Source organism: Paenibacillus sp. LC231 (assembly GCF_001860525.1).
Lineage (GTDB): Bacteria > Bacillota > Bacilli > Paenibacillales > Paenibacillaceae > Paenibacillus_AQ.
Genome location: NZ_JFOM01000009.1, coordinates 156,690 through 177,225, shown reverse-complemented (window position 1 = coordinate 177,225; position 20,536 = coordinate 156,690). Strand labels below are relative to the sequence as shown.

The window sequence follows — 20,536 nt, the reverse complement described above, 5'->3', positions numbered from 1 at the left end:
TTCGTTAATTTCCCTCCCCAATTTGTATCGAAATGATAATGCGGGTACCTTTGCCAAGCTCGCTTGTTACCGTCAGACTCGCTTTCCCTTCGTAATGAAATTCTAACATTCGTTTGACATAATTCAGTCCGATTCCCATTCCCACTCTATGATGCTCAGTCTGTTCCTGCTCAAGCAACGTCTCAATCGTTTCCTCAGAGATCCCCCCACCGTTATCCCGAATTTCGATCTCCAATCTGTCATTCTTTCTAACCACCACCTCGATTCTGCCGTTGTCATCCAGCCCGTGATAGAGCGAATTTTCAACCAACGGCTGCAGAATGAATCTGGGAACCGTCACTTCGAGCAGTGCGTCGTCCACATGAATTTTGACATCGAACTGAAAATTGTATCGAATTTGCTGGAGAATGAGATATTGTTTCAGTGAATCAATCTCATCCCTGATCGTCGCGACACTGTTGCCTTTGCGGAGATTGTAGTAAAGCAATTTGTTCAACGAGGTGACAAGCCTGTCGATCTCCTCCTGACCGTTCATAACGGCAAGCCAGTGAGCGGTATCCAGCGTATTCATCAGAAAATGCGGATTGATCTGATACTGCAGCTTCTCGATCTCCAGATCCGCTCTGCGCTTCTCCTTGGCCTTGATTTCAGAATACAGCTGCGTAATCTGAACCTTCATATGTTGAAATTGGTTTAACAACATCTCAAATTCCGGGATGCTCGACTGTGTGGCAGCCGCATTAAAATTGCTGCCCGCAATCGATTTGATCTCCTTATGGAAGCGCGACAGCGGCCGGTACACCATTTTCCATAGAAGCCAGCCAATCGTCAGACTGACTACGGCGAACAGCAGCGCCAGCCCAAGCATCTGCATCATCCAGCGATTTTTCTCGCGGTTGTAGTCGGATTTCGCAATAAGCGAAACCACGCTCCAGCCCTGATTGCTGACTTGTCGATACCAATAATAGTCGGACGTAATACCTGTTACCAGGGATGGCGATAGTGTATCCGTAAAAAATGAATTTTCAGGAAAGATATCTTGAAGTTCGCTGTAAGAAATTCTTCCGTTGTTGTCCAGAATTAAATGATTGGTATGCTTGCTGACTTCATCCAAATCAAGAATACTCTGCGTCAGCTTGAAACCGGACTCAATGTAGACAAAGGCATCCTCCCTCTCCGGCAAGTCCACCTTTCGCAACGCGGAAAGCACATATTGATTGTTGAACCGGTCTTGACTGATATGCGGTCCAAAATAGGTGATGCCATAATACTCTGCGAGGATTGGAAGATTATCGAGATGGAATGGTTGTTTCATGCCTGTATTCTCAAAAAGAGTGGTCTGATCGTCGCGTAAATAATACAGCGTTAATCCAACATTGGGATTGGTGAACGTGATGAGATTCAGCTGATTTTTGATTTCATCCGTCAGATAACTCCGGTCATACGGCTGCTTCGCCATCAAAAACATCTCAAGCTGCCTGCCGACATTCCCTTTAAAGGACAGTTGTTGGGATACGTGATTCAGATTGTTCAGCGTGTTCTCAAGCGACAATCTGACCTGCTTTAAATTGCTTTGAATGCCGGATTGCAGCTTCGTATTCAGAATGGATGTAATGGTGTTGTATGAAAGATAACAGGTGCAGATGAAAGGGATCAATGTTGCTGCGGCGAACAGTAAAAGAATTCTATTTTTCAAGGTCAATCGCTTCAGGCGGGACTTCCAATCCTTTTCCGGTTTCAACGCTAGCATCCCCATCGATTATTGACTCCTCCTCTCTTCGAATCAGGTCTAAGACGTGCATAAACAGAAACAGGTGGAAAAATCTTTCTAGAATATAACACAAATAAATTTGATTATTGAGCAAAGATTTCAATAATCCAGATGCCTGAGCTGTTATCTTTCAGTTGAAAAAAACAGGGTAGACAAATGTCTTCTCCTTAGTGGGTGAAATGTCCAACCACCCGGAACAGCCGTAAATTTTTGTACATATGACCCCCTCATTTAGAAACCACCTTCTATCCTTGAAGGCGGTTTCATTGTGTTACAGTTAAATGGTCCATAGGGATAGTTATTCCATTCAATCTGATAGAAGGGGTGTAATTATGAAAAACAAGTCAAAAACGTTAGCGCTTTTACTGGCCTGCTTTCTCGTTCTGGGTGCTTGCAGCAATACAACTAATAACACGCCGGCTGCACCGGAGAAAAGCGCGGAGTCAAGCGAACCCGCTGATCCATTTGGCCGCTACGAAGAACCTGTCCAGATCAGCATCAGTATTGAAATCGATCCCACCGATAATGAATTGCCGCCTGGCGACACGCCGCTGGACAATCAATACACTCGTCAGATTAAGGAAGCGCTTAATGTGGACGTCGATCATCAATTTGCTGCCTCCGGCCAGAATCTTCGTCAGAGAATCAGTCTCGCTATTGCAAGTAACGATTTGCCGGATGCTATGGTCGTCAATGCCGTTGAGCTGCGCCAATTGGTCGAAGCCGACCAAATTGCTGATTTAACGGATGTGTATGAGCAATATGCATCCCCGGATATAAAGACCATCATTGAAAACACCAACGGTGCTGCCCTGGATTCGGTAACATTCGATGGCAAAATCATGGCCCTTCCGGGTGTGCAAGCCAATGCCGATGGCATCCACCTCATGTGGATCCGACAGGACTGGCTGGATAAGCTGAACCTTGAACCGCCAACCACGATGTCTGAACTTGAGGCCGTCGCCCGTGCTTTCGTCGAAGATGATCCGGATGGCAACGGTCAGCGCGATACGATTGGGATTACCGGACCGGAGAGTGGTGGTAAGCTGTATGCTAACTTCCTGGAGTCGAAGAACAATTTGTACGGATTTGACGCCATTTTCTCCGCGCATGACTCGTTCCCTGGATACTGGCTTGAGGGCGAGGATGGCAGTCCTGTGTACGGATCAATCCTGCCGGAGACTCGCGAGGCGTTAGCTAGTTTAAGAGATTTATATTCCAAGGGACTTATTGATCCTGAGATGGGCGTTCGTAACAAAGCGGATGAGCCCATTATCGCCGGTAAATCCGGAATGTTCTTTGCGCCATGGTGGATGGCTTATGGCCCGCTAACCAATGCTGTAAAAAATGATTCCGAAGCCAACTGGCAAGCTTATGCCCTGCCTTTGAATCAGAATGGCGAATTTAGACCACATGCTGCTACGCCTTCTACTGAGTTTGTGGTGGTTCGGAAAGATTACGAGCATCCGGAAGTTCCGATGAAATTACTTAACAATTTGTTTAAAAACGAGCAAGAGAACACCTTTGACCCAAGCAAAGGCGGTCCTGGTTACTATCCGCTCCGCGTGGTGTACGCACCATCCGATGAAATTGAATTTACAGTCAAAGCCCTCCGTGATGTGCTGGCAGGGAATAAAACCGCAGAGGATTTTGCGAATGACAAAGCCTACAAACTGCTGCCTTCGGACATCGCAAGCATCAAGACGATCAAAAACGAGCCTTACGATTCTATGGATCTTTCAACATGGAACCCTGAAGCGAACTGGGGAGCATGGACACGAGCGTACTCCATGATGGTGGGCGGCAGGCCGCTGGTTGATACCGAGTTTGAGGAGGTGCCCAGTCTTCTGTATGAGCAGACGCCATTAATGGAGAGCCGTTGGGTGAATCTGCGAAAGTTAGAGGATGAGACCTTCCTGCGCATCATTATGGGCGCGGCTCCACTGGAGACATTCGACTCCTTCGTCGAGAACTGGAAACGTCAAGGCGGCGACCAGATTACCCAGGAGGTTAAGGACGCACTTGTGAAGTAACACTTGTGAAGTAATCTTAAGGCAAATTACGAACCATATAGCCAGAGCTCCCAGCACCTGTCAGGAGCTCTGGAACATTCGAAGTAGGATTCGGGGAAAGGAGTGCTGTCATGCGAATGAAAGGTTTCGCCAAACATTATTATCTGATGCTGATCCCGGGATTTCTATGGCTGTTCGTCTTCAGCATCGTTCCGATGTTCGGCATCGTCATTTCGTTCCAATATTTTAATCCAGGCAAAGGAATCCTGGGCTCGGATTGGGCGGGGCTCGAACACTTCAAGTATATGTTTTTGCTGAAGGATACGCAGGAAGTCTTCATAAATACGCTTGTCATCGCGTCCATGAAGATTGTCGCCAATCTGATTGCGCCTCTGCTGTTTGCACTCATGCTCAATGAGCTTCGTCTGATGATTCTCAGACGCTGGATTCAGACCATCGTCTATCTGCCTCACTTTTTATCCTGGGTTATCCTTGGGGGCATTGTACTTGATCTGTTCTCCTATAACGGACCCGTCAATCAACTGACTGCTTTGTTCGGATACCAGCCCAAATTGTTCTTTGCCGATTCCCAGCTGTTTCCGTTCCTCGTTGTCGGCAGTGACGTCTGGAAGGAATTCGGTTTTGGTACCATTATCTATCTTGCCGCGCTTACCGGGATCAACCCGGCACTGTACGAAGCTGCCAACATCGATGGCGCAGGACGCTGGAGAAGTCTCTGGCATATCACGCTGCCCGGGATCCGCACGACAGCCGTATTGCTTACGGTACTCAGCTTGGGTAATGTGCTTAACGCGGGCTTCGACCAGATCTTCAATCTGTACAACCCGCTCGTCTACTCTACAGGTGATATTATTGACACCTGGGTCTATCGTACAGGTTTGCTCAACCTGCAATATGAACTTGCAACCGCCGTCGGCCTGCTGAAGTCCGTTGTGGGCTTCCTGCTGATATCCGTCTCGTATTATCTGGCTTACCGTTTTGTTAACTATCGCATATTCTAAGGATTCATCCTGATGCAAAGCAATGTAAACTCATCCCATTCCAACTAGAGTAGGAGGTGCTGACCGTGGTCAGAGACCGGACGTTCGGCAACCGTGTGACGGATATTATACTGATTGTAGTCCTGATAGGCATTACTTTGTCATGCGTCCTGCCGATCTGGTACACGCTCTCCCTTTCGCTTAGCTCCAACTCTGCCGCTGCGGCCGGTAAGGTCTGGCTATGGCCGGTCGATTTCAATCTCAACGCATATAACCAGATTCTCAATGACAATCAGTTCTTCCGGTCCTTCTGGACATCGACCGAGCGAGTGCTGCTCGGGGTTATTCTCAATTTTGTCATGGTTGTGCTCATGTCTTACCCGCTCTCGCGGACAGCAAGAGAGTTCAAGGGGCGCAATGTGTTCATGTGGATTCTCATTTTCACGATGTTGTTCAACGGTGGTCTGATCCCGCTGTATCTGACGGTCAAAGAGCTCAACATGCTGAACAGCATCTGGGCACTTGTCCTGGTCGGCGGCGCGCAGACACTCGTCTTCAATGTTATCCTCACGATGAACTTCTTCCGCAACCTGCCCAAGGAGCTGGATGAAGCCGCCCTTGTCGACGGCGCGGGACCATGGTACATCCTGTTCAAGATCTACATCCCGCTGGCCGTGCCGGTGCTGGCGACCGTCTCGCTGTTCAGTATCGTGTATCACTGGAATGAATTCTTGTACGGTCTGATCTTCATGTCCCGTGAGCAATTCTATCCACTCCAGACGTATATCCAGCAGCTTGTCGTCTCGGTTGATCCATCGACGATGTCCGAGGACCAGTACCGTCGCTTGTCGGAGTTGTCCAACCGGACACTCGATGCCGCCAAAATCTTCATCGCGATGCTGCCCGTCCTTATCGTTTATCCATTCCTTCAGCGCTTCTTCATCCACGGGATTACGCTCGGTTCGGTTAAAGAGTAGCTCACACAGCCAGGACAACAACAGGTTTCAGAGATCCATACCATTTTCTTTACATTTATATTAAACCATATTGTAAATAGGGGCCGTCCCAAACGATCTTAGATCTTGAGAAACGGCCCCTTTTTGCTGTTGCTTCATGTATAAAAAACTTTAATATAATGGGACCATGAGCTCGTCTGCCTTCCTCTTTAACACGCATGCCGTATTGATGGGTTAAGGCATATGGTGTTATCGAAAGGAGTCTGTTCTCTGTTCCCTGGTTATCATCCTTCCCCGTAACTTGGGTATCCAATGTATAATAAAAAAACTACTTCGCTGCAATGGCTTCGATCTCAACAAGCAAATCAGGCGATGCAAGAGCTTTGACAATAACTAACGTCGTCGCCGGTGGAGGAGTTGGCAAGGCCCCTGCCCCAGCCTCCATGAAGGCACCCAGTTGATTTTCATCCGTTAAATAGATTGTGGATTTCACGATGTCGTTGGCATCCATATTCGCACCTGCAAGAACTTTGTATAAATTATGGATCGCCAATTCCGTTTGTTGCCGAATACCTATACCGGGAATTCCATCCGGACCTACACCTACTTGACCTGAGATGAACAGCATTTGTTGGAATGATGTAACCTCTACTCCGTGGTGATAAATGTCCGAGGAAACCACACCTGGAGGGTTGAATTTTCTTAGCATTTTTTCCATCTCCTTTATTAGCATATCGGGATTCGTGTTCAAAGTCGGATGCATGCATTAGATTTTCCTAACGGCGAACCACAGTTCAACAGTGTGAAGGCCGCCTCTTTCGCCGCAAACTTGCATTTCCATTTCATCCACCTGCTCATAGCCTGACGTCGGGAGCCACTCCGCATAAAATCGTCGATACAACGTCTCAATGGTTTCACCAAATGCATCCGAAGCAATCGGTTCGGAGGGGAAGATGGCCCATGTTTGTGCGGGAATCGTTATGGTTGAATACCCTTTTGTGTTGCTGGTTCCGCTCTTAAAGGAACACAGCATATAAGGAAACGTGTCGTTTCCCGTTTTTTTATAACTGCAAATTCCATGTACTTTGTTTGAATCTTGGCTTACAAAACGGGGCAAGTCGCCGGCGTTACAAGCAAGTCTCTCAACTTCGCCATTGGCGTGGGATTGCTGCCAGAATTGTGCCGGCGTGCTCGGTGCATCACCACTTTCATCACTTTGAAAAACTCTTTCAATACCGAAAACTTCGAATGATTCCTTCGTTTCAATCCGATAATTCACCGCATCCACCCCCTTGATCGTAATCAGGAATGAGAGGCGTGGATAGGCTTTAAGAGCAATTCCGTCTTGGCGAGCCATTGCCGGCGTGATCCCATGAAGCGATTGAAATGCCCGCGCGAATGAAACCGGAGACTCGTAGCCGTATTTTATGGCGATATCGATCACTCTAATCGCTTTGTTATTTTGCAATTCGAGCGCGGCAAGAGTGAGCTTTCTGCGCCGAATATACTCTGCCAGCGTTACATTAGTAATGAATGAGAACATCCTCTGGAACTGATGAGACGAGCAGCATGCTCTACGAGCAACTTCACTCAGTTCAATCTCTCCAGCCAAGTTTAATTCGATATAGTCCATCGCGCGATTCATCCGTTCAAGCCATTCCATCAGATTCCTCCTCTCGACAAAAGTATAATATCCTGTCAATTTCGTACCGCAACTATTTGTGCACAAATTAGTTGCGTCTTCTTGGACAATGTAAATGTACATTCATTGTAGTACAAAGCCGAGCATGGACAGCGCCATCAAGGGAGCCGTTACAAATATTTTCGTTTAATATTCGCATTATCCTGCCCGTTAGCTTAATGAAATGTCTGGCACCGAAATGCTATCTCACAAGAAAAAAAGGGGCCCGCTCGGTCGGTAAAGCCGACTGCGGAGAACCCCATAATGATTCATCATTTACTTTTTCGCTTCCAAGGCTTTTTGGTAGATTTCAAGGTATTGGGTTAGCTGGAGTCCGTCTAATCCCTTGACGTAAGCATCCCATTCCTTATTGATGTCTTTAGAACCGGTAATAAATTGAGCCATGTTGGACTTCACGTAATCGATCAACGAAGTCTTGATTTGTGCCGCGATCTCCGCGTCTTCCAGCGCAATAAATACGCCATTTGGGTATTGCTCCTTGGAATGGAACGGCTCATATTCCTTGGATACCTGATTCAGCCGCGTCCCATATCCATCCGGTGCCAGCGGATCTTGCGGTGCGGTCCAGGAAGCTCGATACGCATAAGTTCTTAAAGAAGGCCCGATCTGTTCCCATCCGTCATTATGCGTTGGCTTCTTGTCCGTTTTCGGAATCGACGTATATTTTGCTTGATTTCCGTTAATATCCAGCTCTCCGTCTTGTGCCTTTCGCCAACCTTTGTCTTCCGGTCCGTTCTCCTGAAGCAGAATTGCTTCTTCGGTGTAAAGGTAGTCCGCGAGGCGGATCGCTGCAATCTGCTGGTCGTTGGTCGCTTTATTCGTAATGGCAAACTGGGAATTACCAATGCCGGCAAAATTCAGGGTTTGCTGAACGCCGCCGGGCCCTTTTAGAGGTGGAACCGCGACGTAATCCTTATGCCGCGGCGCTTTATCATCCATGCTGTAGGCATAACTGATCAGCGCAGTAGACAAAGCTCCCATGACGTTGTCTGGTTCCCGGTTGGCCATTTGCTGAACCGCGTCAGCGTTTTGTGTAAAGGCAGCCGGATCAATCAATCCCTCTTTGTACAACTTGTTTAAGTAAATCAACCCTTGCTTCCATTCATCCTTATTTGCCGTAAAATCAACCTTGCCGTCAATGACCCTTAGGAAGGTGCCCGCGTTCTTCTCGGTATAATCATCTAAAATAAAGGAGTTCATCAGAAAGGCCGAAACGTTTCCCGCCCACATCTCATCTGATCCAGAAAGCGGGAGTTCGTCGACCTTGCCGTTTCCATTCGGGTCCTTATCCTTAAAAGCCTTCAGGACATTGTAAAACTCTTCTGTGGTGGTAGGAACGGACAGTCCCAGCTGATCGAGCCATTTCTTGTTGATCCACATTTTCAATGCGTTATCGCAGTGATAACATTCATTTACTTGAGGAAGGGCGTAAATATTGCCATCGGGGGCCGTTATCGAATCCTTCATATATGGGATATCCTGCATCGCCTTCTTTATATTCGGCGCGTATTGTTCGATCAAGTCGTTCAACGGGATAAACACGCCTTGCGATCCATACTTCATCTGTTCTTCTTTGGAAAGGTCCCCATGCAGGATGACTTCCGGGTAGTCTCCACTGGCGAGCATTAGCTGTTTGCGATCCTTCAAGGCATTGTTCGGAACCAGATCCCAATCAATTTTGATGTTCGTTTTCTCTTCCAGGAACACGGTAAAGGCATTGGTTTTCATATCCTCGATGGTCGGGAACTGCGGTGCAAACATTCTTATCGTCATCGGCTGCTTCACAATCGGATAGGTGCCGACCTCTGTAAACAATTCACTTTGTTCCGGAGGCGATTCCGCCCCTGTCTCACCAGCAGCAGCATCCGGGTTCTCCGGATTGGAAGATCCTCCACAGGCACTCAGCAGCATCGTCAAGGTCAACAGACAGATTAACAACGCGATTAAAGACTTCGTCCACCCTTTGCGCATCAAAACAACTCCCCCCATTCTTTTTCATGTTATTCCTGATCACAATCAGTAAACTTCCAATCACCCGTATCTTCCTTGAATAAAAGACCGCACCACCTCCCTTAAGCTGGGTTCCCACTTATCCTTTCAAGGAACCGATCATGACTCCTTTGACAAAGTGCTTCTGAACAAACGGATAAATGATCAGTACCGGTGCACTCGCGACCACGATCAGTGAATATTTTAATAGATCCTTCAGGCCTTGCTGCGCCTGCACCTGATCCACATTGGCCATCATCGACGGATCCACCGTGTTCAGAATCAAGACGTTGCGTAGAATGATTTGCAGCGGGAACAAGTCCGGAGATCTCAGGAAGATCAAGGCGTCAAAATATGCATTCCAATGTCCAACCGCGTACATGAGCATCATGACGGCAATAATCGGTTTGGACAAAGGCAGGACGATGCTGAGAATGAACCTGATATCGCTGCATCCGTCCAGCTCCGCCGCTTCGGACAGTTCATCCGGGATGGTTGTCTGGAAGAAGGTGCGGGCAACGATTACCTGGATCACGCCCATGGCTCCCGGCAGAATCATCGCCCAACGGGTGTCGAGCAACTGAAGATCCTTCACCAGGAGATAGTACGGTATCAAGCCCCCGTCGAACATCATGGTAATAACCAGCACAATCATAAAGAAATGGCGGCCGTACAGCGTCCGCTTGGCAAGCGGATATCCAAACATGATTGTCAGTGACACGTTGATCGCCGTCCCTACGACCGTATAGAACAAGGAGTTCATATAGCCGACGCCGATCTGCGGGTTCTGGAATACCGCCTTGTATCCATCCAATGTAAAATCGACTGGGAAGAGCCATACCTTTCCAGACACGACGGCCTGCGGCGAGCTTACGGATGAGCTGAGAATATAAATCAATGGCACGGCCACGATGATAAGAATCAAGGTCAGGAAAGCATAGATCAAAGCGACAAATATGCGGTCCCCCCGGGATTCCCGAATAACGGTTGTTGTTTTGGGCATTTTGTTCCCTCCTTGGCACCTTTTTCATTTAGGTATGGTTTCAGTCGGCCTCGGCGACGAATTCATTCGACTCACCACAGACTGCTGCTCGACAGCTTTCGGGCGATGTAATTCACGGCGATCAACAGGAGCAAATTCACCACCGAGTTGAAGAAGCCGATCGCCGCCGAGAAGCTGAAGCTCGACCCAAGCAGACCTACTTTATACACATAAGTAGATATGACTTCGGAAGAGGCGAGATTGAGAGGGTTTTGCATTAGATAAATTTTTTCGAAACCCAGCTTCATAATGTTCCCAAGATTCAGAATCAGCATGATCACTGACACGGGAATCAGGCTGGGGATATCAATCTTGAGGATCTTTTGGATGCGGGAAGCCCCATCCACCCTGGCCGACTCGTACAGCTCAGGATTTACTCCGGCGAGCGCAGCGATATAGATGATCGCCCCGTATCCGGTGTACTGCCAGACATCGGACCAGACATAAATGGATTTGAACAGATCAGGCATACCCATAAAATTCGTATTGGTTACTCCCATCATTTCGAACAGCTTGCTGACCATGCCCACTTGGGGCGTCAAATTGACGATAATGATCGATACCATGATAACCGTCGATATAAAATAAGGAGCGTAAGTTATCATTTGTACGCTCTTCTTGAACAGCCCATTTCGGATTTCGTTCAGGGCGAGCGCCAGAATAATCGGTGCCGGAAACCCGACGGCCAGACCATAGAAACTGATCCCAAGCGTATTTTTGATGTAGAGCCAGAAGTTTGGGGATTCAAAAAATTGTTCAAAGTATTTGAATCCAGCCCAAGGGCTTCCCCAAATCCCTTTAATGACGCTGTAATCCTTGAATGCAATCACGATCCCGGCCATCGGCACATATTTGAATACAATCAAGTAAAGAAAGGGCAGCAGGAGAACCAGATACAGCTGCCAGTGGCGCCTGATCCGGATCCACGTCGTTTGCGGGCGGGAGCGGGTGCCGACCTGAGCAGGACCGGGTAGCCCGGGACCGCCATGTAATTTATTGTTGAGACTTCGCATCAGCATGAACTCCTTTTCGTTGTATGTTGCGGATATCGTTAGCGCCCTTTTGGATGCGGCGGAATGTATTGCCATTGTAAACGCCCGATCTTGCGATCAACAAGAAACAAGAATAAACGGGTTAACCATTTTCGCCTGCATGATTTATAACGAAAAAGGCAGCGATGAACTCGCCACCTTAACCGTTTTCCACAAAGAAACCGTTTTCAACTGTTCGTTTTGCGGAGCTGATTGCTACGGTATTCGCCTGGTGCCGCTCCCATAATCCGTTTAAATACACGCGTTAACGAGATGGCGTGGGTATAGCCAACCCGCTCCGCGATCTCTTGTACAGAGGCATCCGTCTCCAACAACAGCTTCACTGCTTCACGCATCCGTACCTGGATAAGAAAATCGACGAACCTCTGTCCGGTATGTCCCTTGAACAACTTGCTTATATATTTGGGATTCAGCTGAAAGCGATCCCCGAACATCTCCAGCGACAAGTCCGGGTTGGCATAGTCCCTTTCGATCAGCTTGCAGATCTCCCGGATAAGCGCTGCGTACTGCCTGCCTTCTTGTAGCTGACCCACGGATTCGAACAAACTGGTCATGACCTGCTTGATTTCAATCCGCAGCTGCTCCAGTGAACTGCCATGGTCCAACATTTCCGTAAGTAGGGGAAGCCGTTCCTGGGCCCACTCGCGGTAGACATCCTTATTCATGTCCGAAAGCTCCCGGCCGACGTTGTACAGTAAATAATTCATAAGGTTAAATATCTCTTCATTGGTAAGAAGGCTGCCCTTTAACTGTCCGAACCATGCCTCATATGCCTCCTCCCACCCTATGTTCAGCATTCGGTAGGATTGAATAATCGAGCTGATTTCTCCTAGGTGAGCGTACACTTCGGCATGGCTGGTGCCAGCGATATCCTCGCTGCGGATCAGTCGGTTTTCCCCGAGTACGATTTTGTATTTAAGCGCTTGGGCTGCGCTTTTATACGACTTGGACAGGTCTTGGATCCGATAAACCTCCTCGCCGCTTCCAATCGTAACGGTAAATTTCAAATTTTGCTCGGTCCAGCCCAGCATTTTCGTGCCAAAACGGGATAAAGCTTCTCCATCTCTCTCCTCTGTCTCCTCCCCCTCAAAGTAAATGACGGCAAGGCAGGAGGGCGACGTCCATTCCGACCACAAACGAATACTCTCCTTCATCGCAATCTCGTTCACCACGTTCCGGAGGACGAATTTCAGCAGATTCTGATCACTCGCCGTATACTTCCGGCAGAACTCTCCGTAATTGTCCATTTCAATGATGAGTAACCTAAACCGGTCCAGCGGTTCGGGTAAATTCAGTATTGCGGCTTCCTCCTGCCACTCTTCCAGACTCATATCGGTTTGTCCTTCAATCAACTGATGGAACAGATACCTTGTCCGCAGATGAAGGTCTTCCTGGTATTTTTCCTGGTATTGCCTGGATTGCTCCAGGATATGATCGAACGCCGACTCAATAAATGCGAACTCATCGGGACTGCCTTTCCATAAGCCCGCGCCCCTTACAGGCAGGGAATAGTCGCTGAATCGCTCGGCGATCCGCTCGATCGGTCTGGCATTGCGCCGAGTCACATAGATCATCCAGATGAATCCGGCGGCGATCATGAGGAGTCCGATCACAAACCACAGATTATAGAGTTCTGAAATCGTGTTGACATATCCGCCATTGATGAGACCGCTTCCATATTTCCAGCCGGTGTAGTCCGAGGTATATTCCGAGAAGAGCTCGGATTCTTTAACTTTCGCCTCACTCCCGAACAACAGCTGACCGGAAGCATCTTTAGCCTGGATAAAGCTGACCTTGGATTCGTACATATTCTCCGTCAATTTTTTCAGCGAATCCGCCGAAACGTTAACCACGATCATGCCGAGATTATTTTTCATGTATGGCGATCCCCGCACCAGACTGACCACCTGTTTACCGCCAATCATTTTGAATTGCTCGAAGCTGCGCCCGCCGGTCCACTTCGGAGTCTTAGACACCTGATATTCTTCGATAAATTTGCGGTCAGGATATGAACCGATATAAGCGTTGGTTGCATCACTCAACACATATCCGTCCGAATATCGCACCAAGTATATGGAATCGATCAAAGGATAGTAATTGATCAATTCCTTTAGCTTCTGCACGGCCCTGATGTTGATGTAGGCATCACTTCCTGAGGTTGCCTTAAAAAAATTGTTCAAAGACTCGCTGTTGATACTCTCGAGGACGATCATATTATCGATCACTTTGAGCGACGTATCCACGATCCGCATCGCCTGAAGAGACAGCGTCTTATTGGCATTCAGCGCCTCGCGACGGCTTTGCTCACTGAACATTTGAAAGAAAACAAAGAAAATAAACGTGATGACAATCATAAATACCGGCATGTAGGACAATAGTAGTCGTTTAAACCATGATTTGCGCATCATAACCCCGCCCCTATGTAATGTGGACATGCTCTTGGTATTAATGAATTATACAACGGAGGGCAATCCCCTGTCGGTTGAAGTAACTTTAGAATAATTTTGATGATAATCCGACAGTGGCGGATGGAACAGCAAGTTTACACTCCTCACAAAAGAAAAAGCAGTCAACCTTTGTTTTAGGGTGACTGCTTGCCGTCATCATACTTTAGCTTTGACTTCTCTTTATCTGTTTTGTTCACTTTTTTCCTTCCTTGCTCCCCTGCCCAAATTAGTGTGCTCCCATCCATCATTGGTGATGACTGGACGATAAACATCGTTAGATTGGGTAAATGCGGTCTCGATTTGCTTGGTATCCTTTTCTAGCCAGATCTTATTAAGTATTTACTGGGTTTCGTTAAGCGCTTCGTCTCAGTTGACGAGCATCGGACGAAGAAAGTCAGGGTCCGGCAGAGCTTTTTTATCGACTTTCCCATTAGGGGTAAGCGGCAAACTTTCCATCTGCACCACAAGAGAGGGCAGGAAATATTCAGGCAAATTCCGGGCTAAATACGCCTTGACTTCCGTTTCGGACAACACCTGTTTCGCAACAAAATACGCGCATATTATCGGATTTCCACTTCCGTCGGCTTTGACGGCTACCGCGGCTTTCGAGATTCCGTTGTGTTCCAATAGCCGAGTCTCGATTTCTCCCGGTTCCACTCGATACCCTCGGATCTTCACTTGATCGTCGATTCGCCCGATCATTTCGATATTGCCATCCGGCAGCCACAGGGCCAAATCCCCCGTTCGATATAACCTTTCCCCGAGGAGCGGATGTTCCACAAACTTGGCTTCTGTCAATTCCAGCTGATTCACATACCCCCGCGCGATACCGTCTCCTCCGACGCAAAGCTCTCCTACTACTCCGATCGGCTGAAGCTTCAACTGTTTATCAAGAATATAAGCGGAGGAATTGCATATTGGTCTGCCAATTGGAATGGTCGATTCGAAATCACGTTCGATCGGGAAGTAAGTGGAGAACGTCGTGTTTTCCGCCGGACCGTACATATTGATCATCCGCAGATCGGGGCACCTCTTCCTTACGGCATTTACGTGCTTTGGCGATAACGCTTCTCCGCCGACTAGCAAGGTGTCTAACGTACGAAAGGCGTCTGGATCCTGTTCGGCCAGATTATGGAACTGAGCCGTTGTCAGGAACCAAGCCGTAATGCGGTGACCGATGATGGTTTCCTTCAATTTATAAAGGTCAAACAGGTCCGTGTCCTTCATCAAATACAAGGTAGATCCGTTCAAAAGGGATCCCCAAATTTCAAAGGTCGACGCATCGAATGATATTGTACCGGTTTGCAAAATTCGATGCTCCTTGGAAAAGTTGAAATAATTGGTATTCTTGACCAGTCTTACGATGTTGCGATGTTCAACCATGATCCCTTTTGGTGTCCCCGTTGATCCGGAAGTATAGATGATATACGCAAGACTTTGCGAGGTTACTGCAGATATCGTATGGGAACAGCTATCAAGGCTTAGCTTCGCGTTGTCCCAATAAATTACTTTTCCTTCAAATGCAATGTCAGGCTTCCAACTGGAAGGGGCCAGCAAAAATCCCGCCCGACTGTCCTCGAGCATATATTCGATTCTTTCGCACGGAGAATCGGCTTCGATGGGCATATAAGCGCCGCCAGCTTTCAATATGGCTGTAAGCCCGACAATCATACTGACAGACCGATCCGCGACAATGCCAACGACGCTCTCCGGCTTAACGCCGTGATCCTGCAGTGCTTTTGCAAGCTGATTCGCGTGATCGTCCAATTCCCGATAGGACATCTGATGGTCCTCGGTCATGATCGCCGGGCGATCGGGGGTTAAGCGGACCTGTTCCTCAAACAAGTAATGGACCGTTTGGCTGGAAGGAAAGTCCGTCTTAGTTCCGCTGAAAGCCTGAATCTTTCTCTCCTCTTCTTCTGACATCATGCGTATGTCGGCAATCACCTTCTCGGGGAAATCAACGACTTCATGCACAATTCGGCTCAAGTGGCCGCTCATTTGCTCGATCGTTTCTTTTCTGTACGAGCGGGTCGAATATTCAAGGTGTATCATGATAAATTCCTTCTTAAAAGCCGTCAAAGCAAGCTCAAACGTCCCCAACTGATCGGATTCATAAGGAGTGGCATTGGCGTTTTGCCAAGTAAACGCCGCTTTGATGAACGGGTTACCGCTCAAATTCTTTCGCATATTCCGATCTTCGAGTGCTTGCATCGTGGCATGCTTGACTTCTATCAGAAACTTACCTAATGGCTTATGTACAGTAGGAGAGTAACGTATAGGAAACATCTGTCTTTCCAACAGATACCCGATTACAGGATCATCCTCGCCGGTAAATTTGGCAAGCAGGATCGCATAACAAGCCATAAGTGCCATATCCACAGTTATTCCGAAATTGAACGCAAGTTCATGGAGTTTTCGGGTCGTTGCAAAATCAAGGGAAAAACTAACCCGGTTTCCTTCATCGTTGGCCCATCCCCCCCTCGGCATTTCGTCAATTGATACTTCATATGTCGTTTGTTCCATGACCATCAACCTCCCGGACTATCGATTCATTAATGTCTGATTGTTAACGAACAGAAAAATCCTCTTCGCATTCTGCGATGAAGCAGTGTCCCCCTTCAACCCCAAACTAGTTTTTTTATAGCGAAGCCATCGCTGTTTTATGGAACGTCAAAAAAACCCCTTTCTTCAATTCAAAATAATGAATAAAACGGAGGTTTCCCGTTGTATTCGGCAACTGGCTGGCATTGCGGTCGCAGTAGATCCCGCATTAGCCCCTATAGCTTTGCGTCGCCACCTTTCGGTGGGTTTGCTATTGTCGTACAAAAATAGTATTTAAATTGTAAACCATGATTATATTATGTATTCGATTTACATTTACTGTATCTTGTTTCCAAATGAAAATCGATAGGTCTTTTGTTCAATATTGTCTTTCAAGAATGGTTTTGATGATATTGATAACCCTCATGAGACACTAGGTCGCAATAGTTAATCTTTACTAATTTTTGCTATTCCCCGACTTCACTCCACTTCACTTAACTATGTATTAAAGCTATTTTGTTCATTAGGCAGGATACGTTTTTCTGTTATTACCTGGACATTAGATGATGGCTGATTAAGTCAATAGTTCTATTTTACAAATTCACCCCTATATCCGTTGCCCTAATTACGACAACGGAAATCATTAGATTCAATAACTTTTGTCTCTTGTCATCCGGGACTAAAATACCGTTTATAACTGGTCATGACATCTCGCTTCCGATCAGAAAACTTTCATAAGTTCAAATCACTTGGTAATTCCATTCTTAAGTTCCCGGTCTAATGGATCACTGGACAATAAAATAAAGAGCCGTTGTCCAGGACAACGGCCTCATATTGCTATATGTCATGAACAGTTTTAAAAAGGGCCGGTTATTTTTACCTTGATTTTATTGGATTCAACCGTTATCCCGTTCAATGTAATTCGAATCGACAATTCGGCTTGCCCCGGATGCTTGGCGATAATCTTTCCTTTTGGGTCGATCTCCGCCTTATCCGGACGACTGCTCAAATACTCAATGTGAGCGCCGGATAACTCCTTCGTCGTTCTTCCTCTCTCAAGGAAGACTTCGTAAGAATAATCGACTTCATCCCCCGGGTGAAGCTGGAGCGATTCAGCCTCGAGCTGTACTTTGTCTAGCGGCATGACCAGATTCGGGTCGCTATACTTCATCAGCTCGCTGCCGTATTTGAAATAGAAGTTGCCAAAGTCGTCCTGCGCAAGCTTTTCCGCATTGCTCTCCAACAAGATGGACAGCGATTTGCTTGCTGTGTCAATCTTAAACATCTTGCTCGTGTACGTGTGGTCAGCAACATATCCCGTATAAATGGTACCGTACACATTGCCGTCGGTTCCAACGGTCAAGCGAGGATTGCTGTGTGCATAATCTGCTGTAGGAAACATATCCTCGCTGTAAATAATCTCTTGGCGTTCCGTATCATAGATGAACAGAGCCCCCAGCGCCATTCCCCATATGTTACCGTCCGGGCCCCATATCAAAGAGGTTACTGCTTTTTTGCCCGGAACAGGTACCTGTTCCAGCTCTACTCGGCCTGAAGCCGTATCGTAAATGGCAAGTTTCCCCTCTCCGCCAGTCATTGCTCCGGTGGCCATAAACAGCTTTCCATTCTTGTAAAGCAACGAATTGATCGAATGGCCGGATATAATGTCGCGCTTCACATCAAACTTTCCGGTAACAGGATTGTAGACGGTAAGAGCCCCGCCTGTTTTGCCTGCGATTGGATAGGAGCCGATATATAACAGGTTTTCTTCCTCGACCCCGAGCATGGCTACAGGCCGGTCTTGCTCTGAACCCAGCTGACCAAGCCGCAGCGGATTATTCGGTTCTGATGGGTCCGTTCGGTTCCATGGTTTGGCTGGATCGTATTCGAAGATGGTCGCTCTAGGATATACGCCGAGATACACCTTTCCGTTCAAGGAACCGAATCCTTCGACTTGGCCGATTTGAGGATAATGCTTGGTCTCGTTACGGGTCGGCGAGTAAATTCCCATTCCCCCGCCTGAAATGAAGCCCGAAGACAGAATTTGCCCGTCTGTGCTCTTCCCGATGTTAAACAATTCCACAAACTGTGCCGGAAACGGAAGCTCCGGCGTCTCAATCAAACCGGTTTCCAGATTGTAATAAAATGCCCTGCCGCTATTTCCGGCCAATCCGACCAAGGTCCAGCCCGGATACTTTGCCTGATCCAGCTGAACATAACCAAAAGCGACGCCTGCTCCTTTGACATCCACGCCCAGCGAGCCGTAAACCCCCGTATTCACATCATACGAATAAAGCGACCACTGCTGCCCGCCTCCCGGGAGAGTCTCATAATAGGTGTAGAACACCGTTTTGCCGTCTGGCGATAATGGTGAGAATCCCCGGGCATTATAGGCCGTATTTTTATTTACGATCCAGCTGGAGATATCGGGATCATAGACACACATAACAGGTCCTGGATCCACGCGCACGAAAAGCTTGCCCCCTGCATACCGGAGATCATAAACCGAAGTCATGCCGTTAAATTCAGGCGGATGAAGCGCGGTGGATGTTCCGCTTGCGAGATTGTATTGATAAAGCTTGGCGACATCGGCTCCCCCCACATAGATCACTTGACGATCGGAATCGTAAGCAAGGCTGCGGATATGAGACTCTTTCGAAGAAGTCTTGAAGGATTTAAGGATTCTGGTTTGGTCGGATGCGGGATCATATTCAAACAGCGTTTGGGAATATCCCGTTCCTCCATATACTTTGCCATCTTCCCCGGCTACAAGCGTCCAGATAACGGTATCGGTAGGAACCGGTTTGCCGATCGCCCGCAATGTATCCTCTGCCGGATCATATTGAAACAACGTCCCGTTCGGCGTACTGCCGATGTATACCTTTCCGTCGGAGGCTGTCACAATCGCCCAAGCTGCCGATACGTTGCTTCCGTCAAGCGCAACAAGTGGATGAGTGGATTTCACTTCTTTCGAAGCAACATCCATCACGATGAATTGTGCCGGATCACCCTGTGCGACTGTGAACAAAGCATCCTGACCATTCCTATCCTTACCGAACGCAGCCGTCATCAAGGTTAAACTCGAAGATTGTGGTCCTAAATTCGTTAAGTACGGGGAGGAAGCTTGCGTCTTCAATGAGACGCTGTCAACGAAATACCTGCCGGATAGGTCACCATTAAAATAGAAGGCTACCCTGACCTCTGCAGCATTTTTAGGTGCCGCAGCAGCCACTCTTAAACTCTGCCATTGGCCCGATGGTTTATCGACCAGGCCGCTCACTACGGAGACAAGCTTTCCGTCTGCATCATAAAACCTGAGGTCTGCTTTGCCGCCTTGGCCTTCATCCGATAGCACACTTGCTGTCATGATGACATTGCCGAATGGCTGTACGGCGTATGCATCGCTAACCGCTCCGGAGCCTGCATCGGGCGACAGGCGTTCCACCTGAAGACTTCGTTCCCCTTCTGCGTACACGGACTCACTTACGGTAATGGCAGCTGTGTCTTCATCGGGCTGCCAGCCCGGCAAACGTCCATCTACTTCAGAATCCTCGAAGCCGCCGTTGATCATAACGTTGGCCAATTCTTCATCTGCGGCATACGTGATCGGCATGGCCCACGGAATAATTGCGAACATCATGATAACCGTTAGGACTGCGGCAACTCGACTCTTCCACTTGCTTCTCACTAAACTCTCCCCTTTGCGAATAAATTTTTTTCGCAGTCAGTAAACGCTTTCAATACGATCTCATCTTAGCATATCCTCTTGTTTGTATACAAGTAAAATACATGTAAATAACACGAGGACTCACTAGACCCTTACGGGATGTACATATGTCATCATGGTGGTTGCTGCCGCTGATTGCAATATGGATATGCTCGGCGGCAGCGGTCGAGCTGAGCCTGACCCACAGCAGTGTCAAAATACAGTTGGCAGCCGTTCATGGTCTAACGCCAGTCGGCTCCGTCCTCTGGCGCCGTCATTAATAGAATACAAAAACAGCCGGGAATACCCCCGGC

General features: G+C 47.8%; 13 protein-coding genes and 1 riboswitch. Of the genes, 4 read left to right on the top strand and 9 right to left on the bottom strand.

What is annotated here, in order from left to right:
• Window positions 1–4: 4 nt before the first annotated feature.
• Window positions 5–1,756: a sensor histidine kinase gene (locus tag AK95_RS05920; protein ID WP_235613009.1), complete on the bottom strand. Its 1,752-nt coding sequence runs from the start codon at window positions 1,754–1,756 to the stop codon at window positions 5–7.
• A gap of 347 nt (window positions 1,757–2,103) precedes the next feature.
• On the opposite strand from AK95_RS05920, the gene AK95_RS05915 reads away from it, so the two are divergent.
• The 3 genes from AK95_RS05915 (at window position 2,104) to AK95_RS05905 (ending at window position 5,761) form a co-directional block, all read left to right on the top strand.
• Window positions 2,104–3,804, top strand: coding sequence for an extracellular solute-binding protein (locus AK95_RS05915; protein ID WP_071219048.1), 1,701 nt, complete (start codon window positions 2,104–2,106; stop codon window positions 3,802–3,804).
• 110 nt (window positions 3,805–3,914) lie between these two features.
• Window positions 3,915–4,805: an ABC transporter permease gene (locus AK95_RS05910; RefSeq protein ID WP_071219047.1), complete on the top strand. Its 891-nt coding sequence runs from the start codon at window positions 3,915–3,917 to the stop codon at window positions 4,803–4,805.
• Window positions 4,806–4,870: 65 nt separating this feature from the next.
• Window positions 4,871–5,761, top strand: coding sequence for a carbohydrate ABC transporter permease (locus AK95_RS05905; protein ID WP_071219046.1), 891 nt, complete (start codon window positions 4,871–4,873; stop codon window positions 5,759–5,761).
• 307 nt (window positions 5,762–6,068) lie between these two features.
• Here AK95_RS05905 and AK95_RS05900 read toward each other — a convergent pair whose 3' ends face one another.
• The 8 genes from AK95_RS05900 to AK95_RS05865 all read right to left on the bottom strand — a co-directional run bounded on the left by AK95_RS05900 (window position 6,069) and on the right by AK95_RS05865 (window position 20,204).
• Window positions 6,069–6,449: a RidA family protein gene (locus tag AK95_RS05900; protein ID WP_071219100.1), complete on the bottom strand. Its 381-nt coding sequence runs from the start codon at window positions 6,447–6,449 to the stop codon at window positions 6,069–6,071.
• Window positions 6,450–6,506: 57 nt separating this feature from the next.
• Window positions 6,507–7,403, bottom strand: a complete 897-nt coding sequence (locus tag AK95_RS05895) for an AraC family transcriptional regulator (RefSeq protein ID WP_071219045.1) — start codon at window positions 7,401–7,403, stop codon at window positions 6,507–6,509.
• Between the two features lie 294 nt (window positions 7,404–7,697).
• Complete coding sequence (locus AK95_RS05890) at window positions 7,698–9,413, bottom strand: ABC transporter substrate-binding protein (RefSeq protein ID WP_071219044.1); 1,716 nt, start codon at window positions 9,411–9,413, stop codon at window positions 7,698–7,700.
• Window positions 9,414–9,531: 118 nt separating this feature from the next.
• Window positions 9,532–10,434: a carbohydrate ABC transporter permease gene (locus AK95_RS05885; protein WP_071219043.1), complete on the bottom strand. Its 903-nt coding sequence runs from the start codon at window positions 10,432–10,434 to the stop codon at window positions 9,532–9,534.
• A 71-nt stretch (window positions 10,435–10,505) separates the two neighbouring features.
• Entirely contained in the window at window positions 10,506–11,486 is a 981-nt protein-coding gene (locus AK95_RS05880) for an ABC transporter permease (protein WP_071219042.1), read from the bottom strand.
• Between the two features lie 206 nt (window positions 11,487–11,692).
• Window positions 11,693–13,933 (bottom strand): AraC family transcriptional regulator, encoded by a 2,241-nt coding sequence (locus AK95_RS05875; RefSeq protein ID WP_235613007.1) that lies wholly within the window; start codon window positions 13,931–13,933, stop codon window positions 11,693–11,695.
• 405 nt (window positions 13,934–14,338) lie between these two features.
• Entirely contained in the window at window positions 14,339–16,498 is a 2,160-nt protein-coding gene (locus AK95_RS05870) for a non-ribosomal peptide synthetase (protein ID WP_071219041.1), read from the bottom strand.
• A 206-nt stretch (window positions 16,499–16,704) separates the two neighbouring features.
• Window positions 16,705–16,799, bottom strand: a riboswitch (cyclic di-GMP riboswitch).
• Window positions 16,800–17,372: 573 nt separating this feature from the next.
• Window positions 17,373–20,204: an NHL repeat-containing protein gene (locus AK95_RS05865; protein WP_071219040.1), complete on the bottom strand. Its 2,832-nt coding sequence runs from the start codon at window positions 20,202–20,204 to the stop codon at window positions 17,373–17,375.
• 146 nt (window positions 20,205–20,350) lie between these two features.
• Between AK95_RS05865 and AK95_RS34045 the strand changes: the two genes are divergently transcribed.
• Window positions 20,351–20,503, top strand: coding sequence for a hypothetical protein (locus tag AK95_RS34045; protein WP_162487534.1), 153 nt, complete (start codon window positions 20,351–20,353; stop codon window positions 20,501–20,503).
• The last annotated feature ends 33 nt before the right edge of the window (window positions 20,504–20,536 follow it).